17 protein-coding genes and 5 tRNA genes are annotated in these 19,052 nt (G+C 66.6%); 20 read left to right on the forward strand and 2 right to left on the reverse strand.

From position 1 onward, the window contains the following. Positions 1 to 70: 70 nt before the first annotated feature. The 20 genes from leuD to ED208_RS16705 all read left to right on the forward strand — a co-directional run bounded on the left by leuD (position 71) and on the right by ED208_RS16705 (position 16,705). Positions 71 to 706: a 3-isopropylmalate dehydratase small subunit gene (leuD, locus tag ED208_RS16610; protein WP_123213054.1), complete on the forward strand. Its 636-nt coding sequence runs from the start codon at positions 71 to 73 to the stop codon at positions 704 to 706. Between the two features lie 22 nt (positions 707 to 728). Next, positions 729 to 1,586 (forward strand): SMP-30/gluconolactonase/LRE family protein, encoded by an 858-nt coding sequence (locus ED208_RS16615; protein ID WP_123213055.1) that lies wholly within the window; start codon positions 729 to 731, stop codon positions 1,584 to 1,586. Positions 1,587 to 1,596: 10 nt separating this feature from the next. Continuing rightward, on the forward strand, positions 1,597 to 2,694 hold the full coding sequence (leuB, locus tag ED208_RS16620) for a 3-isopropylmalate dehydrogenase (protein WP_123213056.1): 1,098 nt from the start codon (positions 1,597 to 1,599) through the stop codon (positions 2,692 to 2,694). A gap of 132 nt (positions 2,695 to 2,826) precedes the next feature. Further along, positions 2,827 to 3,942 carry an aspartate-semialdehyde dehydrogenase gene (gene asd / locus ED208_RS16625; protein WP_123213057.1) on the forward strand — a complete coding sequence of 372 codons (1,116 nt, stop codon included), beginning with the start codon at positions 2,827 to 2,829 and terminating at the stop codon, positions 3,940 to 3,942. Beyond that, entirely contained in the window at positions 3,939 to 4,952 is a 1,014-nt protein-coding gene (locus ED208_RS16630; protein WP_123213058.1) for an aspartate-semialdehyde dehydrogenase, read from the forward strand. Before asd ends, ED208_RS16630 begins: the two co-directional genes overlap by 4 nt. Before the next feature lie 173 nt (positions 4,953 to 5,125). Then, positions 5,126 to 8,149 carry a FimV/HubP family polar landmark protein gene (locus ED208_RS16635; protein WP_123213059.1) on the forward strand — a complete coding sequence of 1,008 codons (3,024 nt, stop codon included), beginning with the start codon at positions 5,126 to 5,128 and terminating at the stop codon, positions 8,147 to 8,149. A gap of 69 nt (positions 8,150 to 8,218) precedes the next feature. Beyond that, the gene (truA, locus tag ED208_RS16640) at positions 8,219 to 9,013 is read left to right on the forward strand and encodes a tRNA pseudouridine(38-40) synthase TruA (RefSeq protein ID WP_123213060.1); all 795 of its coding nucleotides are present in this window, start codon (positions 8,219 to 8,221) and stop codon (positions 9,011 to 9,013) included. Continuing rightward, on the forward strand, positions 9,010 to 9,660 hold the full coding sequence (locus ED208_RS16645) for a phosphoribosylanthranilate isomerase (RefSeq protein ID WP_123213061.1): 651 nt from the start codon (positions 9,010 to 9,012) through the stop codon (positions 9,658 to 9,660). Before truA ends, ED208_RS16645 begins: the two co-directional genes overlap by 4 nt. Before the next feature lie 5 nt (positions 9,661 to 9,665). Then, positions 9,666 to 10,874: a tryptophan synthase subunit beta gene (trpB, locus tag ED208_RS16650; RefSeq protein WP_123213062.1), complete on the forward strand. Its 1,209-nt coding sequence runs from the start codon at positions 9,666 to 9,668 to the stop codon at positions 10,872 to 10,874. Positions 10,875 to 10,911: 37 nt separating this feature from the next. Further along, positions 10,912 to 11,724 carry a tryptophan synthase subunit alpha gene (gene trpA, locus ED208_RS16655; protein WP_123213063.1) on the forward strand — a complete coding sequence of 271 codons (813 nt, stop codon included), beginning with the start codon at positions 10,912 to 10,914 and terminating at the stop codon, positions 11,722 to 11,724. A 123-nt stretch (positions 11,725 to 11,847) separates the two neighbouring features. Further along, complete coding sequence (gene accD, locus ED208_RS16660) at positions 11,848 to 12,717, forward strand: acetyl-CoA carboxylase, carboxyltransferase subunit beta (protein WP_123213064.1); 870 nt, start codon at positions 11,848 to 11,850, stop codon at positions 12,715 to 12,717. Then, positions 12,707 to 13,969, forward strand: a complete 1,263-nt coding sequence (gene folC / locus ED208_RS16665) for a bifunctional tetrahydrofolate synthase/dihydrofolate synthase (protein ID WP_233575100.1) — start codon at positions 12,707 to 12,709, stop codon at positions 13,967 to 13,969. Before accD ends, folC begins: the two co-directional genes overlap by 11 nt. A gap of 6 nt (positions 13,970 to 13,975) precedes the next feature. Further along, positions 13,976 to 14,644, forward strand: a complete 669-nt coding sequence (locus ED208_RS16670; RefSeq protein ID WP_123213065.1) for an SPOR domain-containing protein — start codon at positions 13,976 to 13,978, stop codon at positions 14,642 to 14,644. Between the two features lie 46 nt (positions 14,645 to 14,690). Beyond that, positions 14,691 to 14,766: transfer RNA gene (locus ED208_RS16675), tRNA-Thr, on the forward strand. 43 nt (positions 14,767 to 14,809) lie between these two features. After that, positions 14,810 to 14,897, forward strand: a tRNA-Ser gene (locus ED208_RS16680). Between the two features lie 19 nt (positions 14,898 to 14,916). Then, a tRNA-Arg gene (locus ED208_RS16685) sits at positions 14,917 to 14,993 on the forward strand. A gap of 35 nt (positions 14,994 to 15,028) precedes the next feature. Further along, positions 15,029 to 15,104, forward strand: a tRNA-His gene (locus ED208_RS16690). 17 nt (positions 15,105 to 15,121) lie between these two features. Next, positions 15,122 to 15,196, forward strand: a tRNA-Lys gene (locus tag ED208_RS16695). Between the two features lie 191 nt (positions 15,197 to 15,387). Further along, a complete protein-coding gene (locus ED208_RS16700) occupies positions 15,388 to 15,717 on the forward strand; it encodes a high-potential iron-sulfur protein (protein ID WP_123213066.1) in 330 nt (109 codons plus the stop codon). A gap of 580 nt (positions 15,718 to 16,297) precedes the next feature. Further along, the gene (locus ED208_RS16705) at positions 16,298 to 16,705 is read left to right on the forward strand and encodes an SWIB/MDM2 domain-containing protein (RefSeq protein ID WP_123213067.1); all 408 of its coding nucleotides are present in this window, start codon (positions 16,298 to 16,300) and stop codon (positions 16,703 to 16,705) included. 75 nt (positions 16,706 to 16,780) lie between these two features. On the opposite strand, the gene ED208_RS16710 is transcribed toward ED208_RS16705, so the two are convergent. Continuing rightward, positions 16,781 to 18,031, reverse strand: a complete 1,251-nt coding sequence (locus ED208_RS16710; RefSeq protein ID WP_123213068.1) for a dihydrolipoamide acetyltransferase family protein — start codon at positions 18,029 to 18,031, stop codon at positions 16,781 to 16,783. Between the two features lie 4 nt (positions 18,032 to 18,035). Then, the gene (locus ED208_RS16715) at positions 18,036 to 19,049 is read right to left on the reverse strand and encodes an alpha-ketoacid dehydrogenase subunit beta (protein ID WP_123213069.1); all 1,014 of its coding nucleotides are present in this window, start codon (positions 19,047 to 19,049) and stop codon (positions 18,036 to 18,038) included. Between the last annotated feature and the right edge of the window lie 3 nt (positions 19,050 to 19,052).

Here is a 19,052-nt window from a genome sequence, read left to right on the forward strand (position 1 = left end):
TTGCCCGCGAGCTTCTTCGCACCTTTCCCAACACCCGGTCGCGGGCAAGCCCGCTCATACGGAGAACCCTATGGAAGCTTTCACCGTCCTCACCAGCCCGGCACTGCCGCTGGACCGCGCCAATGTCGATACCGACGCGATCATCCCCAAGCAGTACCTGAAGTCGATCTACAAGTCCGGCTTCGGCCAGTATCTGTTCGACGACTGGCGCTATCTGGACGCCGGTGACCTGTCGATTCCGGTCAGCAGTCGCCGCCCCAACCCGGAGTTCGTGCTCAACCAGCCGCTGCACCGGGGTGCGAAGCTGCTGCTGGCGCGCGAGAACTTCGGCTGCGGCTCCTCGCGCGAGCACGCGGTCTGGGCGCTGGCCGACTACGGCTTCCGCTGCGTGATCGCGCCCAGCTTCGCCGACATCTTCTTCAACAACTGCTTCAAGAACGGCGTGCTGCCGGTGCAACTGCCGGCCGACACCGTCGAGGCGCTGTTCCAGGCGGTCGCGGCCGATCCGAAGCTGGAAGTGACCATCGACCTCGCCGCCCAGAAGGTGCAGTGGAACCGCGCCGAAGCCGCCTTCAGCATCGACCCCTTCCGCAAGGATTGCCTGCTGCGCGGTCTCGACGAGATCGGCCTGACCCTGGAACATGCGGACGCCATCCGGGTCTACGAGGCGCAGCGCGCCAAGTCGGCGCCCTGGCTGTTCTCCTAAGTTCTCCGCCCAGGACCTGCCCATGCGCCTCTCCGCCCTGCTTGCCGCTCTGCTGCTGGTTTCCACCGCGCAGGCGGCGCCGCCCGCCAGCTGGACGCTGACCGGCCTCGACCAGCCGCAGTCGGCGGTCTATGCCAGCCAGCAGAAGCTGATCTACGTCGCTAACGTCGATGGCGAGTTGCTGGGCAAGGACGGCAAGGGCTATCTCAGCCAGGTGTCGCCGGAAGGCCGGCTACTGAAGAAGCGCTGGCTGGGCGGCCTCAATGCACCCAAGGGCCTGGGCTACTACTACGGCCTGCTCTACGTCGCCGACCTCGACGAGCTGCTGGAAATCGACACCGGCAACGGCCGGGTCAAGCGCCGCTTCAAGGCCAGCGGAACGCGCTCGCTGAGCGATGTCGCGGTGGCCAGCAACGGCGTGGTCTACGTCTCCGACGCCCAGGGCAATGCCATCTGGCGGCTGTCCGGCGACAGCTTCAGCCAGATCGTCAAGAACGCCGACCTGCAAACCCCACACGGTCTGGTGCTCGACAAGGGCCAGCTGGTGGTCGCCAGCTGGGGCCGGGAAGCGCAGGGCGAGACCCCGGCCGAGCAGAGCTGGCTGCAAGCCGTCGACCTCGACAGCCGCGCCGTCCAGCCGCGCTTCGCGCCGATCCCGTTCGGCAACCTCGATGGCCTGGCCGCAGACGGCAAGGGCGGCTACTACGTCAGCGATTTCGCGCTCGGCAACCTCTTCCATGTTGCCGCCGACGGCGAGGTGCGCCTCTGGCTGCCGCTGGAACAGGGCATTGCCGACCTCGCCATCCTGCCCGGCAAGGGCCTGCTGGTTCCCAACCTGAGCGCCGGCACGCTCAGCCTCTATCCCCTCGACAAGCCATAAAGCTCACGCAATGACTGCCAAGATTCTGCTGCTCCCCGGTGATGGCCTCGGCCCCGAAGTGGTCGCTGAAGCCGAGAAGGTGCTCGCCGCCCTGCGTGACCGCCACGGTCTCGACGTGAGCTGGGAGTACGGCCTGATCGGCGGCGCCGGTTACGACGCCCACGGCGAACCGCTGCCCGCCGTCACCCTGGAGAAGGCGCGCGGCGCCGATGCCATCCTGCTCGGCGCCGTCGGCGGTCCCAAGTACGACACCCTGCCCAAGGACAAGCGCCCGGAGCGCGGCCTGCTCGGCATCCGCGCCGCGCTCGGCCTCTACGCCAACCTGCGTCCGGCGCTGCTCTACAAGGAGCTGGCCGGCGCTTCTTCGCTGAAGCCCGAACTGGTGGCCGGTCTGGACATCCTGATCGTCCGCGAGCTGACCGGCGGTATCTACTTCGGCAAGCGCAGCAGCGCCGTGGTCGAGAACTATTCGGTGGGCAGCCACACCGTCGCCCAGGCGCGCGTCGCCAGCGACACCGAGGCTTATTCCGACTTCGAGATCGAGCGCATCGTCCGCACCGCCTTCGAGGCCGCGCGCCTGCGCAACAAGAAGCTCTGCTCGGTGGACAAGGCCAATGTGCTGGAGTCCAGCCAGCTCTGGCGCGAGGTGGTGCTGGAAGTGGCGAAGGACTATCCCGATGTCGAGGTTTCCCACCTCTACGTCGACAACGCCGCCATGCAGCTGGTGCGCGCGCCCAAGCAGTTCGACGTGATCGTCACCAACAACATCTTCGGCGACATCCTGAGCGACATCGCCGCCCAGCTCACCGGCTCGATCGGCATGCTGCCCTCGGCCTCGATGAACGCGCAGGGGCAGGGGCTCTACGAACCCATCCATGGCAGCGCGCCGGACATCGCCGGCAGGGGCATCGCCAATCCGCTGGCGACCCTCCTGTCGCTGGCCATGCTGCTGCGCTATTCGCTCAAGCGTGGCGATCTCGCCGACAAGCTCGAGCAGGCGGTGCAGCAGGTACTGGCTTCGGGCCTGCGCACCGGCGACATCGCCGCCCCGGGCGAGGCCAAGGTCGGTACCCAGGCCATGGGCGACGCAGTCATCGCGCGCCTTTAACTCACAAGGTCATTCCCGCGAAAGCGGGGATCCAGTCCTCCAGCGGAGTGCCCCCGCATCACTACTGGATCCCCGCTTGCGTGGGAATGACGAATCTCCTTAAAAGGCTTCGTAGCTTCAGGAAACACAATAATGTTGAAGGTCGGATTTGTCGGTTGGCGCGGCATGGTCGGTTCCGTGCTGATGCAGCGCATGCAGGAAGAGCGCGACTTCGCGTTGATCGAGCCGCAGTTCTTCACCACCAGCAATGTCGGCGGCCAGGCGCCCGCCATCGGCAAGGACTCGCCAGCGCTGCAGAACGCCAACGACCTCAAGGCGCTGGCCGCACTCGACGTGATCGTCTCCTGCCAGGGCGGCGACTACACCAGCGCCGTCTACGGCCCGCTGCGCGCGGCCGGCTGGAAGGGTTACTGGATTGACGCCGCCTCGACCCTGCGCATGCAGGATCACGCGGTGATCGTCCTCGACCCGGTCAACCGCGAGGTGATCGACCGCGCGCTCGACGCCGGCACCAAGGACTACATCGGCGGCAACTGCACGGTGAGCCTGATGCTGATGGCGCTCGGCGGCCTGTTCCGCGAGGGCCTGGTCGAATGGCTGAGCGCGATGACCTACCAGGCCGCCTCCGGCGCCGGCGCGCAGAACATGCGCGAGCTGATCGCGCAGATGGGCCGCGTGCATGCGGCGGTGGCGCCGGAGCTGGCCGATCCGGCCAGCGCCATCCTCGACATCGACGCCAAGGTCGCCGCCACCCTGCGCAGCGCCGACTTCCCGACCCAGAACTTCGGCGTGCCGCTGGCCGGCAGCCTGATCCCCTGGATCGACAAGCAGCTCGACAGCGGCCAGTCCAAGGAAGAGTGGAAGGGGCAGGTCGAGACCAACAAGATCCTCGGCCGTGGCGCCAACCCGATCCCGGTCGATGGCATCTGCGTGCGCATCGGCGCCATGCGCTGCCACTCGCAGGCGCTGACCATCAAGCTCAACAAGGATGTGCCGCTGGCCGATCTCGAGCACCTCATCCGTGGCGCCAACGACTGGGTGCGGCTGATCCCCAACGACAAGGAAATCTCGGTCCGCGAGCTGACCCCGGCCGCCGTCGGCGGCAAGCTGCACGTGCCGGTCGGCCGCCTGCGCAAGCTCAACATGGGCCCGCAGTACCTGGGCGCCTTCACCTGTGGCGACCAGCTGCTCTGGGGCGCGGCGGAGCCGCTGCGGCGCATGCTGCGCATCCTCGTCGAGCGGGCATGAGCAAATACCGCGTCGCCGTGCTCGGCGCCGACACCGCCGTCGGCGAGGTCTTGCTGGACCTGTTGATCGACCGCCGCTTTCCCGGCGCCGAGATTCAGGCCCTGAGCCTGGCGCCCGGCCAGGGCGCGGTGGTGCAGGCCGGCGGCGAGGAATGGGATCTTCTGCCAGCCGACAGCTGCGACTACGGCAGTCTGCATCTGGTGTTCCTTGCCTATGGCGCCGGCCTGGATGCCGCGCTGCTGGCGCGGATCACCGCCGCCGGCTGCTGGCTGATCGACGCCGCCGGCGCTCTGCGGGCGGTGCCGGAGGTGCCGCTGCTGGTGCCGGAGCTGAATACCGGGCTGCTGTTCGAGCTCGGCGGTGACCGCCGGCTGTCCGCCCCCGGCGCCCTGAGCATCGCCCTGGCGCTGGCCCTGGCGCCGCTGCAGCGCGCTGCCGGGCTGAAGTCCGTGCAGCTGTCCAGCTACCAGGCGGTATCCGCACTAGGGCGCGAAGCGGTCGAGGAACTGGCCCAGCAGACCCGCCAGCTGCTCACCTTCCAGCCGGTCAGCCAGCGGGTATTCAGTCAGCAGATCGCCTTCAACTGCCTGCCGGAGATTGGTGCGCTGGATGCCGACGGCCACAGCCGGGAAGAGCGCGATTTGATCCGCGAAACCCGTCAGCTGCTCAAGGCGCCGGCGCTGGCCATCAGCGTCACCGCCGTGCAGGTGCCGGTGTTCTATGGCCATGCGGCGGCGGTGCATCTGCAAACCGAGCAACCGCTGAGCCTGGCGGCGGCCCGCGAGTTGCTGGCCTCGGCACCGGGTCTGAGTCTTTCCGCCGACGCCGACTATCCGACCCAGATCGGCCAGGCCTCTGGCGAGGATGCGGTGTTCATCGGCCGCCTGCGCGGCGACCTGGCCCCGGCCCAGGGTCTGAGTTTCTGGCTGGTCACCGACAATCTGCGCAAAGGGGCGGCGCTCAACGCGGTGCAGATCGCCGAGGCCCTGGTCGAGCGGAATCTGCTGTAGCACCGCCGCCCCCGGCCGGCGGTGTGCACGGGCACTGGGAATCGGCGCTTCCAGCGTCGTTGATTGGCGCGAGAACAATAGGTTATAAAACAGCTTAGCGCCGGATTTTCATGCATTACTCTCACATTGCCCGGCGCCGGATATGTGGTCACGGCGGGGTCTAGGGAGTGGTTATGCGACGCACATTCGCGCGGGTACGGGTTCTGGCTGCGGCAGCGGCAACCGCTGTGCTCGTCCACACGACCGCAGCGCAGGCCCTGGGCATGGGCGAGATCAATGTCGATTCGCTGCTGAACCAGCGCTTCTCCGCCACCATTCCGCTCTACGAAATCGACGCCGAGGATCTGGAAACCCTCAGCCTGAGTCTGGCGCCCGCCGAAGCCTTCGACCGCGCCGGTCTCGAGCGCTCCGACTACCTGTCCAGCCTGGAGTTCGTGATCAAGAACGACCAGGGGCGTCCGCGCGTACTGGTCAGCAGCTCCCAGATTGCCCACGAGCCGGTCATGAACCTGCTGGTGCAGGCCCGCTGGGCGGGCGGCAAGCTGATGCGCGAGTACACCGTCCTGCTCGACCCGCCGCAACTGGCGCTGCCGGCCGCGAGCAAGCCGGCCAAACCGGTGCCGGCACCGCAGTCGGTGACCGCGCTACCGCCCCCCGCACCGCTGCCGACCCCGGCCTCGGCGCCCGTGGTGGCTGCCAAACCTCTGCCGCCGCCGCCCGCGCCGGTGGTCGCCAGCAAGCCGCTGCCGCCGCCCGCCAAGCCGGACAACGAGTTCTACCAGACCAGCACCGAAACCAGCCAGGCGCCGGTTTCCAAGCCGGCCCCGGTACGCAAACCGGAGCTGCGCCCGGCAGTGGCTGCACCAGCTGCGGCGGTGCCGCCGCCGGCGCCCTCGGGTGCCAGCTTCGGTCCGGTGAAATCGCAGGACACGCTCTGGAGCATCGCTACGCGCCTGCGTCCGGATGCCTCGGTGAGCATGGACCAGGTGATGTACGCCCTGGCCCTGGCCAATCCCAAGACCATCCAGCGCGGCACCACGGTCAACAAGGGTGCGATGCTGAACGTGCCGGCGCTGGAAGCGATCCAGGCCCAGACACCCGCCGAGGCCAAGGCGGGCCTGGCGGCGCTGCGGCAGTCTGGCGCCCCCGCTGCGAAGCCGGAAAGCAAACCTGTCCCGCCGGCTCCGACGCCGGCGGTGAAGCCGGCCGCTGCGCCTCCGGCAGCGACGGAGAAGGCACCGGCCAGCAAGCCCGAGAAGCCGGTTGGCAGCGCCTCGGTGACCGCTGTTGTGCCACCGGCGGCCGCGCCGGCGGTCAAGACACCAGAACCGGCCGCTCCCCCCACGGCAGCCGCACCGGCCAAACCGCTGGTGAAATCGGTGGCCGAAGCTTTCCCATCGGCCAGCAAGCCCGAGCCGGCCAAGCCGGCTTCGTCGGTTTCGACGCCCGCTCCGGCTCCGGCTCCGGCTCCGGCCAGCAAGATCGAGCCGGTGCCGTCGAAGATCATTGCAGCACCGACGGCGGCGCCCGCCGAGGCCGCTGGACCTGAGGCCAAACCGGAATCTCCGGCCGCCAAGCCGGCCGAGACCGCTGCCGCGCCCACCGCCACCGAGGCGACGCCTGCGAGCGAGCCAACCGCCGTCGCTGCCACGCCGCCTCCGGCCGTCAGTCCTCCCAAGCTGGCGCAGACAGTCCCGGCGGAAGAGGACGAGGGCGGCATTCTTGAGCTGCTGTCCGCCTACGCCTTGCCGCTGGGCGGCTTGCTGGCCCTGGTGCTGATCGGGCTGGTGGGCTCCCGCGTGCTGAGTACCCGCCGTGGTGGCAAGCGGCGCTCCTCGCGCCGGGAGTCCGAATCGGCGCGGGCCGCTGCCGTCGCCAGCGTCGCCGGCGCGGCCGCCGCCAACCGGCTGGGCGACACGCAGGTGGATGCGACGCGCACCAACCCGGCCGACTTCGAACAGACCCAGGCCATCACCCAGCAACTGGACGGTGGAGCCGCCGGCGGCAAGCCTTCGGCGTTTGAGTCGACGCTGATCATCGAGCCGGCGATGGCCGCGACCCTGCAGAACGCCGCTGCGGCCACGCAAGTCGGTCAGAAGAAGACCGACTTCGACATGACCACCCAGATGCAGGCGGAAACCCTGCATATCAATCTGGATGCCAACGACCCGATCTCCGAGGCTGACTTCCATCTCGCCTACGGTCTTTACGACGAGGCGATCCTGTTGCTCAAGCAGGCGCTGGGCAAGACGCCGGACCGCGACGATGTGCGGGTGAAGCTGGCGGAAACCTATTTCGCGGCGGGCAAGCCGATGGAGTTCCAGCTGCTGGCCGAAGAGCTGAAGCCGCGCCTGAGCCCCGCCGAGTGGGGCAAGATCGCGATCATGGGCTCGCAGCTCTGCCCGGGCGTCGCGCTGTTCAAGTCCGATGCTGGCGCCGAACTGGCAGCCGACTTCGACCTCGGCTTCGACGATTCCGACCTGTCGCTGCCGCCGGAACCGATCCACTCGATCCCCACCGCCGTCTCGCCGGCGCCCTCGTCCTCGCTGCCACCGCCGCCGATCGCCAGTGAAGCGCCTTCGCTGGACCTCGCGCCGCTGGATCTGCCGGAGGTTTCGATCCCGCCGCTGTCGGCGCTGAAGCCCGACGTGCCGCCGGTGGAATTCAATCTGGAGCTGGACCCCGCGCTGGTCGGCGACGTCAAGGACATCCCGCAGGAAGATCCGGACTCCATCGACTTCATGCTCGGGCAGAGCATCACACCGCTGGGCGCCGCCAGTGCCGCGCCGCCGCCGGCGCTGGACAGCAACCTGCTCGAATTCGATCTCGACGGTTCGATGAACCCGGCACCGGGCAATGCCAAGGTGAAGACGCCGGGCGTGGTCGACGAGCTGCCGGGGCTGGACTTCCAGCTGTCGCTGGCGGGCGACGCGCCGCAGTCCTCGCTGGCCCCCGCCGCTCGGGCACAGCCGGAGCCGGAACTGGACCTGGCCGACTTCGAGATCAGCCTGACCCCGCGCGAGCTGGATGCCGGCTCGGTTGAAGACGAGTTCAACACCAAGCTCGACCTCGCGCGCGCCTACGTGGAAATGGGCGACAACGAGATGGCGCGCGGCCTGCTGCAGGAAGTCCAGCAGCAGGGCAATGCCGCGCAGAAGAGCGAAGCCAGCGGCTTGCTGGAGCGCCTGCCGGCCTAAAGGGTGCGCGCCAGCGCCACGCGTGGCGCCGGCCGACTTCCCCTGACGCAGGCCGCCGTACCGATCCCCATGCAGCGCTGGGCCGCACGCATTGAATACCAGGGTGCCGCCTACGCCGGCTGGCAGCGGCTGGCGCATATCCGCAGCGTCCAGGGTGAGTTGGAGCAGGCGCTGGGCCAGATCGCAGCGCATCCGGTGCAGGTATTCGCCGCCGGACGCACCGACGCTGGCGTCCACGGACTGGGGCAGGTGGTGCATTTCGACAGCCCCTCGACGCGCACACCGCTGGCCTGGCTGCTGGGCAGCAATGTCCACCTGCCGGACGACATCGCGCTGCGCTGGGTGCAGCCGGTGGCCGCACACTTCCATGCCCGCTATCTGGCGCTGGCGCGGCGCTACCGTTACGTGTTCCTCAATTCCCGCGCCCGATCAGCCCTGCTGGCCGGTCGGGTGACGTTCTGGCCCCGTGCGCTGGACGAGCAGCGCATGCACGCCGCTGCGCAAGCACTGCTGGGCGAGCGCGACTTTTCCGCCTTCCGCGACTCCGAATGCCAGTCGCCGACGCCGTTCCGCAACGTCAGCGCGATCCGGGTCTGGCGCAGCGGCGAGTTCGTGGTGATGGACATCCGCGCCAACGCCTTTCTGCACCACATGGTGCGCAACATCGCCGGCACGCTGGCCGAGGTGGGGCAGGGCAAGCAGCCGCCGGAATGGGTCGCCGAGGTGCTGTCCAGCCGGCAGCGGCGGCTGGCGGGCATGACCGCGCCGGCCGATGGCCTCTACTTCGTCGGTCCTGAATATCCGGCGGAGTTCGGCCTGCCGGCGCCGCCGGAGCCCTGGTTTCCGGCGACAATGGCGTCATGAATCCCGGCCGCACCCGCATCAAGTTCTGTGGCATCACCCGTCTGGAAGACGCGCTGATCGCGGCCGAACTGGGGGTGGACGTGATCGGCTTCGTGCTGGTGCCTGGCAGCCCGCGCCAGATCACGCTGGCCCAGGCTCGGGCCATCCGCCTGGCGCTGCCCCCGGGTCCGCGTACCGCCGGCCTGGTACAGAACGCCGACGCGGCGCTGATCGAGGCAGTGCGTACCGAACTCGCTCCCGACCTGCTGCAGTTCCACGGCAACGAATCGCCGGCGCTGGTGCGCGGCTGCGGCCAGCCCTACATCCGCGCGGTGCCGATGGGCGATCCGCAGTGCTGGTCGGACTGGGAGCAGGACTACCCGGACGCCTGGGCCCTGCTGGCCGACAGTCACAGCCGCGAAGGCGGCGGCGGCTCTGGCACCGCCTTCCGGTGGTCGGATCTGCCGGCGCCGGACCAGCGCCGGCGTCCGCTGATGCTGGCCGGTGGTCTGCGCCCGGAGACGGTGGCCGAAGCGATACGCAGCGTGCATCCCTGGGGCGTGGATGTGAGTAGTGGGATCGAGGCCGCGAAAGGCCGCAAAGATGCCCTTAAAATGCGCGCCTTCGTCGCGGCGGTCCGCGCCGCCGACGCCCAGATGGATTCCTGAAAGACATGGTTTACGACTACGCCCAGTTCCCCGACGCCCGTGGTCATTTCGGGGCCTACGGCGGGCGCTTCGTGGCCGAGACCCTGATGGAGCCGCTGCGGCAGCTCGAAGAAGCCTACGCGCGACTCAAGGACGATCCGGCCTTTCGCGCCGAACTGGATCGCGACTACGCGCATTACGTCGGCCGGCCCAGCCCGCTCTACCACTGCGAGCGGCTGACCAGGGCCTGGGGTGGCGCGCAGGTCTGGCTCAAGCGCGAGGACCTGAACCACACCGGCGCGCACAAGATCAACAACACCATCGGTCAGGCGCTGCTGGCCAAGCACCTGGGCAAGACCCGGATCATCGCCGAGACCGGCGCCGGCCAGCACGGCGTTGCCTCCGCGACGATTGCCGCCCGGCTGGGGCTGAAGTGCGTGGTCTACATGGGTGTTGACGACGTCGAGCGGCAGTCGCCCAACGTCTACCGGATGAAGCTGCTGGGTGCCGAGGTGGTGCCGGTGACCAGCGGCACCCGCACGCTCAAGGACGCGCTCAACGAAGCGCTACGCGACTGGGTCACCAATGTCGATGACACCTTCTACGTCATCGGCACCGTTGCCGGCCCGCACCCGTACCCGATGCTGGTGCGCGACTTCAACAGCATCGTCGGCCGAGAGTTGATCGGCCAGAGTCGCGAGCAGATCGGCCGCCTGCCGGACGCACTGGTTGCCTGCGTCGGCGGCGGCTCCAACGCCATCGGCATGTTCCATCCGCTGCTGCAGTACCCGGAAGTGGCCATGTACGGCGTCGAAGCCGGCGGCGACGGCATTGAGACCGGACGCCACGCCGCGCCGCTGTCGGCTGGACAGCCGGGCGTGCTGCACGGCAACCGCACCTACGTGATGGCTGATGACGACGGCCAGATCATCGGCACCCACAGCATCTCCGCCGGCCTCGACTACCCGGGCGTCGGCCCCGAACACGCCTGGCTCAAGGACATCGGCCGGGTGCACTACGTTTCCGCCACCGATGCCGAAACGATGGAGGCCTTCTACGAGCTGACCCGTCGCGAGGGCATCATCCCGGCGCTGGAATCCAGTCACGCCGTCGCCTATGCCAAGAAGCTGGCTCCGACGCTCGGTAGCGACCGTCACATCGTGATCAATCTCTCTGGCCGCGGTGACAAGGACATCTTCACCATCGCCAAGCGCGAAGGCATTTCGCTGACCTGAGCCGTCGCTCTCCAGTGCCGCACCACCCGTACTCCGCATGAGCCGTTTGCAGAAACAACTCGCCGACCTCAAGGCCCAGGGCCGCCGGGCGCTGATCCCGTTCATCACCGGCGGCGATCCGGCGCCGGCCCATACGGTCGGCCTGATGCACGCCCTGGTGGCGGGCGGCGCCGATGTGATCGAGCTGGGCATGCCGTTCTCCGACCCGATGGCCGATGGCCCGACCATCCAGCTGGCCTGCGAGCGAGCCTTGGCGGCCGGCACCAACGTCAGCAAGCTGCTGGAGCTGGTGCGCGAGTTCCGTCGCAGCAACCAGAGCACGCCGGTGGTGCTGATGGGTTATCTGAATCCCATCGAGCACCGTGGCGTCGCCAAGTTCGCCGAGCAGGCGCGCGATGCTGGCGTCGACGGCGTGCTGATCGTTGACCTCGCGGTGGAGGAAACTCCGGAATTCGCGCCGCTGTTCCGTCAAGCCGGGCTGGACATGATCTTCCTGCTGGCGCCAACCAGTTCCGAAGCCCGTATCCGTGCCGTCGCCGCAGTGGGCAGCGGCTATCTCTACTACGTCTCCCTGAAAGGCGTGACCGGTGCCGCGACCCTCGACGTGGCCGGCGTCGCGCACAAGCTGGCGGAGATTCGCCAGTACACCGCGCTGCCGCTGGCGGTCGGATTCGGCATTCGTGACGCCGCCAGCGCAGCGGCCGTCGGCCAGGTTGCCGACGGGGTGGTGGTGGGCTCTGCGCTGGTTTCCGAGATCGAAAAGCACGCCGCGACGCCGGAAGTGCTGCCGGCGCTGCTCACCGCTAAACTCGGCGCCATCCGCAAGGCTCTGGACGAACTTTCGGTTTGAGTTCATCGTAAACGCTCCCGCCGTTGTACCCCTGTCAGTTTCCACCTCGGCCCGGCCGTCCACGGTCAGGTCTCGGTCTGGGAAGGCAGCGGTCCAAGGCCGTTCACCAGGATCCGACGCACCATGAGCTGGCTCGACAAGATTTCCGGTTCCCGTCTGCTGACCGAAGGGGTCCGCCGCAAGAGTGTGCCGGAAGGGCTCTGGACCAAATGCGAAAGCTGTCAGTCGGTGCTCTACCGCGCCGAGCTGGAACGCACCCTGGAGGTCTGCCCCAAGTGCGGCGCACACCGGCCCATCGGCGCACGCGCGCGACTGCACCATTTTCTTGACCCGGAGCCGCGCATCGAAATCGCCGCCGGCATCAAGTCGGTCGATCCGCTGGGTTTCAAGGACAGCCGCAAGTACACCGAGCGTCTGAGCGAAGCCATCGAGGACTCGCAGGAAAACGATGCTCTCATCGTGATGCGCGGCCAGCTGATGGGCCTGCCGCTGGTGACGGCAGCCTTCGAGTTCAGCTTCATGGGCGGCTCGATGGGCTCGGTGGTTGGCGAAAAGTTTGTGCGTGGCGTCAACACCTGCCTGGATCACGGCATCCCGCTGGTCTGCTTCGCCGCTTCTGGTGGCGCGCGCATGCAGGAGTCGCTGTTCTCGCTGATGCAGATGGCCAAGACCAGCGCGGCGCTGGCGAAGATGCACGAACGCGGCCTGCCGTTCATTTCGGTGCTCACCCATCCGACCATGGGCGGTGTTTCCGCCAGCTTCGCGATGCTGGGCGATCTGCACGTGGCCGAGCCGAATGCGCTGATCGGTTTCGCGGGCCCTCGGGTGATCGAGCAGACCGTGCGCGAGAAACTTCCCGAAGGGTTCCAGCGTGCGGAATTCCTCAAGGACAAGGGCGCCATCGACCTGATCGTCGACCGTCGCGACATGCGCGAACGCCTCTACAAGCTGCTGTCCATGCTCACCCACTTCAAGCCGCCGCTTGCCGCCTGAAGCCACCGCAAGCTGGGGCCTGGACGACTGGCTTCGCTATCAGGAGCGCCTGCATCCGGCCAGCATCGAACTGGGGCTGGACCGAGTCGCAGCGGTCGCCGACCGTCTCCAACTGCGGACGGCGCCGGCCACCACTCTCACTGTCGCCGGCACCAACGGCAAGGGCTCGACGACCAGCCTGCTGGCGCTGATCTACCGTCAGGCAGGCTATCGCGTCGGCGCCTACACCTCGCCGCATCTCTACCGCTACAACGAGCGGGTCATGATCAACGGCGAGACCGCCAGCAATGAGGCGCTCTGTCGCGCTTTCCGGGCGGTGGATCAGGCCAGGGCAGGGGAGTCGCTGACCTACTTCGAATTCGGCACGCTCGCGGCACTGTGGCTGTTCCGCGAAGCCGCCGTCGATGTGCAGGTGCTGGAGGTCGGCCTGGGCGGGCGTCTGGATGCAGTCAACATCCTGGACGCCGATCTCGCTCTGGTCACCAACATCGGTCTCGACCACCGCGAGTGGCTGGGCCCCGACCGCGAAGCCATCGGCACCGAGAAAGCGGGCGTTTTCCGTCGAGGACGCCCCGCCGTGTGTGTCGACGTCAATCCGCCGCGCAGCCTGCTCCGGGTAGCAGAAGATCTGAACATTCCTCTGCTGCGACTGGACCGGAACGATTTCGGCTTCCGGTCCGACGGCGCGGTCTGGCACTGGTCCGGCCCTGGGCGGCAACTGCATGGACTGCCTCTGCCCGGGCTCGCCGGCGCGCATCAGTTGCTCAATGCCGCAGGCGTTATCGCCGCCGTGGAAACCCTGCAGCCGAAATTGCCCGTCCGCGAAGAGGCGATTCGCGCTGCCTTACCAGCCTTGCGACTGGCCGGCCGACTGGAACTCCGAGGCGATCTGCTGCTGGATGTCGCCCACAACGCCGAGGCCGCCGAGGTGTTGGCCGCCCATCTCGCCAGCCGCTATCCGGGGCGGCGGCTGCAATGGCTGGTGGGCATGCTGTCTGACAAGCCGGTGGAGAGAATCGCCGAAATTCTCGGCCCGCATCTGGCTCAGGCCTGGGTCTTCGGGCTGCCGCCGCCGCGTGGGCTATCGGCAAGCGCCTTGTCGCAGCGTCTGAACCACGCGGGCCTCAGAGCTACCCCCTGCGAAGACGCCGCCAGTGCTTTGGCGGCCGCGCGCAGTCAGTCCGCCCCGGGGCTCCCAGTGCTCGTCTGCGGCTCATTTCTCACCATCGCTGCACTCGAAGGCTTACTCTGAACCACCATGGGCACCCCGACCGATCCCGAAGTATCGACCGCAGACCTCGTCAAGCGCAGGCTGGTTGGCCTGCTGGTACTGCTGGCGACGGTGTTTGCGCTGAGCGTGTTGCTGCGTAGTCTTGGTGCCCCTGCGACTGACGACAGCGGTTTGCAGACAGTCGTGGTGCCGCTGGGTAGCGGGGAGTCGCTAACGACAGAAACGGCCACAGCCTTGGCGGCGCCGGAGCCGGAGTCAGAAGCGGTCACCGACGCCCCGGCACGCGAAACAGTGCCCAGCGTTGCGGTGGCGGAGGAGGCCGAGCAGGCGGCCACCACCAGTGCTCAGTCGCCGCCTGGCAAACTTCCCGCACCGCCAAAGCCGGTGATCGCGCCTGCGGCTGCGGTCGCGCCGAAAGAATCGAAGAAGCCGGTGGCCGCCGACAATGAATCGGCCAAGAAGCAGCGGTGGTTCATCACGCTCGGTTCCTTCAGTGATGCCGCCAATGCCAAGGCGCTGGCGCAGCGCGCGAAAGCGGCGGGTTTCAGCGCTGAGATCGGCCGCGTCCAATCGGGCGGCAACACGCTGAACCGTGTGCGGATCGGACCATTCAAGAGCGAGTCCGAAGCCCAGAGCGCGCGCGCAACGCTGATCGTTGAAGGACTTACCGGGGCCAAGCTTCAGAAGGAACCCTAGCTCGGAATCTATCGAGGGCAGGGGCGATCCGGTATCATAGCGGGATGCCGAAATAGCTCAGTCGGTAGAGCGACTGATTCGTAATCAGTAGGTCGGAGGTTCGATTCCTCTTTTCGGCACCAGCTACACCAGTCTCAAGGCAGTGTGACCCAGGCTTGCGATCCCGGAGAGGTGGCAGAGTGGTCTATTGCGGCGGTCTTGAAAACCGCTGACGGGCAACCGTCCGGGGGTTCGAATCCCTCCCTCTCCGCCATTGCTACGATTGTTGGTACGCGCCCGTAGCTCAGTCGGATAGAGCAACTGCCTTCTAAGCAGTCGGTCGGGGGTTCGATTCCCTCCGGGCGCGCCAAATTTGAAAAAGGTTTGCTACAATAGCGGTCTACGGTGGCCGTAGCTCAGTTGGTAGAGTCCCAGATTGTGATTCTGGTTGTCGCGGGTTCGAGCCCCGTCGGTCACCCCAGATAAAAGTTTCAAAGCGGGTTGCTAGCTCAATGGTAGAGCAGCTGACTCTTAATCAGTAGGTTCGGGGTTCGAGTCCCTGGCAACCCACCAAATTACTTTCAGAACAAAACAGTAATTTGTACCCGCAGAAGCCCGGATGAGAATCCGGGCTTTCTTGTTTTGGCGGCTCGCAGAGCCGCAGAGTTCGCAGGCTGTCCGACGATTGATCCCGGTCAGTTCGAAGGCAGGGCAGAGGGCCTAGCATCAAGCCTCTTCAGCCAGGTTCCCCACGAGACCAAGCCATGACTCCGACCGACACCGCCCGCCGTCGTTTCCTGCAACTTGCTGTTACCAGCGCCGCCTGTTTATCTCTCGGAAAAAGTCTGACAGCCTGGAGCGCTGCCCCCCGATTGGGCCTCGACGACCCGCAGGGGAAGGCCTTGGGCTATGTCGAAGACGCCTCGAAGCTCACCGTCGCCAAGGAAGCCGCCTACAAAAAGGGCAGCGTCTGTTCGGGATGCGCGCTCTTTGATTCCAGCAAGAGCGAAGGCGGCTATGCTCCCTGCCTCGCGTTCTCCGGCAAAACGGTAAACGCCAAGGGCTGGTGTCGAGCGTTTGCAGCCAAGAGCTGAATCCTCAGGTTTAAAACCAGAAATCTGGGCAGATGCTTCCGATCTCAGCCAGATTTCTTTTACCTTCTACATTTACCATAATATACATTGTGCTCAATTATGGAGACCGATGCCGGCGCAGGGATGGCGCCTAAATCGGAGCTATATCCAGCGACCACAGAACCCAAAGTAACCACGCCGATTAACGACCGTTGAAACACCTTGCACTCTGCTTCCTCGGGCCATGACTACGACGCTCGGCAAGCGCACGCGTCTGCACCCTGGCGTCTGTAGAGTCCATTTAGCGAGCATTGGCAATCGCCGCCGCAGATCGGCGCATACGACAGTTGGAATTGCGACTCATATTGCCGATTGCCTCGAAAATTACTGAGCGCCCAGCCAGCCGGCTTCCCTAGGAGGCTTGGCTGTTGGGGCCTGCAACAAGCCACAACCAGCCCCGCGGCACGCCCCCAGGCGGCGAAGAGGTCATTTTCAGCGCATTTTTTTGCGCTTCACCACGTGATTTCCCCTACGTACGCCTTCTGTTCCTATAGGATTCAAGGGCGCAATTTCAGCGCTCTAGACAAGAGGAGTTTGAAGCATGGCTACTGCCACCAAGAAGAAGCCTGCAGCGAAGAAGCCCGCTGCCAAGAAAGCAGCACCGAAGAAGGCCGTCGTCGCCAAGAAGGCTCCGGCGAAGAAAGTTGTCGCCGCCAAGAAGCCCGCTGCCAAGAAGGCTCCGAAGGTGAAGGTCAAGCGCAAGCCGAACGCCGCCCTGATGAAGCCGATGACGCCGAGCGCCACGCTCGCCGCCGTCGTGGGTGCCAAGCCGCAGCCGCGCGGTCAGATCACCAAGAACCTCTGGGCCTACATCAAGAAGAACGGGCTGCAGGACAAGACCAACAAGCGCCAGATCAACGCCGACGAGAAGCTGAAGGCGATCTTCGGCGGCAAGGCCAGCGTCAGCATGTTCGAGATGACCAAGCTGGTCAGCAAGCACATCAGCTAAACGATGCGGCATTGAACCGGCGGCGCAGCCCTCGAGCTGACGCCGCCGTTTTTTTGCCTGCGCGACGGCGACCGGCTACGGCATGAACAAGGTCGCCGGATGTTCCAGCAGGCCCTTGAGCTTCTGGATGAACGAGGCCGCATCCCAGCCGTCGACGATGCGGTGATCGAACGAGGACGACAGATTCATCATCGTCCGCACCACCACTTGGCCATTGCGCACCATGGGCCGCTCGACCATCTTGTTGACGCCGATGATGGCGACTTCCGGCGCATTGATGACCGGCGTTGAAACGATGCCGCCCATCGGCCCCAGGCTGGTGATGGTGATGCTGGAACCGCTGAGTTCCTCGCGGGTGGCCTTGCCGTTGCGTGCCGCGTCGGCCAAGCGTTTGATCTCCGCCGCCGCGCGCCAGATGTCCAGCGTCTCGGCATGCTTGGCGACCGGCACCACCAGCCCGTTCGGCGTCTGGGTCGCGATGCCGATGTGCAAGGCCTGGTAGCGACTCACGACGCCAGCCTCGTCATCGTAGGTGGCATTGACCATCGGGAACGACGGCACCGCCTTGACCAGAGCCTGCATCAGGAACGGCAGCAACGTCAGCTTGGGCTGTTCCGGGCGCTTGGTCGCGTTGAGGTGGACGCGCAAGGCTTCCAGCTCGGTGACATCAACCTCCTCGACGTAGGCGAAATGCGGGATGCGCTGCTTGGAGCGCTGCATCGCCTCGGCGATCTTGCGGCGCAGGCCGATGACCCGGATCTGCTCGACACCCGTGGCCCTGGCCGGCGTGGCGACTGCTACCGGAGCCGCAACCGCAACCGGCGCCTGGCAGTAGTTCTGGAGATCCTCGTGCCCTACCCGCCCTCCACGCCGGCTGCCCGGAACCAGGGCGAGATCGACACCCAGTTCGCGCGCGCGCTTGCGTACCGAAGGTGCCGCCAGCGGCTTGCCCTCGCGCAGCGGCGCTGCAGCGGCTGCGGGGACGGCTTGCGCCGCCTTGGCAGCAGGCTCTGGCACGGTGGCCGCAGGCGCCGTCGTGGAAATGGCGGCAGCGGCGGCGACTGGCTTGCTGTCGACTGCTGCGCCGGCGGTTTCGATCACCAGCAACACCGCGCCAACGGCAATCTTGTCACCGGCCTGGCCACGCAATTCCTTCACCACGCCAGCCACCGGCGAAGGGATTTCCACCGCCGCCTTGTCGGTGAGCATGTCCACCAGCGGCTGGTCTTCCTGGATCGTCTCGCCGACCGTCACGCGCCAGGTGGCGATCTCGCTCTCGGCGATGCCTTCGCCGATGTCGGGCAGCTTGAACTCGAAGCTCGCCATGGCTTTAGTCCTCCAACACTTTTTTCAGTGCCTGGGCCACGCGTTTGGGGCCGGGGAAGTAGTCCCACTCGTAGGCGTGCGGGTACGGCGTATCCCAACCGGTGACGCGCTCAATGGGCGCTTCCAGGTGATAGAAGCAGTGTTCCTGGATCAGCGACACCAGTTCGGCGCCGTAGCCGCAGGTCTTGGTGGCTTCGTGCACCACCACACAGCGGCCGGTCTTCTTCACCGACTCGACCAGGGTGTCGAGATCCAGCGGCAGCAGGCTACGCAGGTCGATCACCTCGGCGTCCACCCCGCTCTCCTCGGCCGCCGCCAGGCAGACATGCACCATGGTGCCGTAGGCGATTACGGTGACCTTCTCGCCGGGCCGCAGAATCTTGGCCTTGCCCAGCGGCACCGTGTAGTACTCCTCCGGCACCTCACCCAGCTCGTGCTTGGACCAGGGCGTCAGCGGCCGGTCGTGGTGGCCATCGAAGGGGCCGTTGTAGATGCGCTTGGGCTCGAAGAAGATCACCGGGTCGTCGTCCTCAATGGCCGCCAGCAGCAGACCCTTGGCATCGTAGGGATTCGAGGGCATCACCGTGGTCAGGCCGCAGACATGGGTGAAGATCGCCTCCGGGCTCTGGCTGTGGGTCTGGCCGCCGAAGATGCCGCCGCCGCAGGGCGTGCGCACGGTCAGCGGCGCAGTGAAGCCGCCGGCCGAGCGGTAACGCAGGCGCGCCGCTTCTGACACCAGCTGGTCGAAGGCCGGATAGATGTAGTCGGCGAACTGGATCTCCACCACTGGCCGCAGGCCGTAGACGCCCATGCCCACCGCCGCGCCAAGAATGCCGCCCTCGGAGATCGGCGCGTCGAAGCAGCGCTGCTTGCCGTATTTCTTCTGAAGCCCGGCGGTGCAGCGAAACACGCCGCCGAAGTAGCCGACATCCTCGCCGAACACCACCACCTTGGGGTCACGCCCCATGGCGACATCCATGGCCGAATTGATCGCCTGGATCATGTTCATCCGCGCCATGGC

The organism is Stagnimonas aquatica, from assembly GCF_003730135.1.
Lineage (GTDB): Bacteria > Pseudomonadota > Gammaproteobacteria > Nevskiales > Nevskiaceae > Stagnimonas > Stagnimonas aquatica.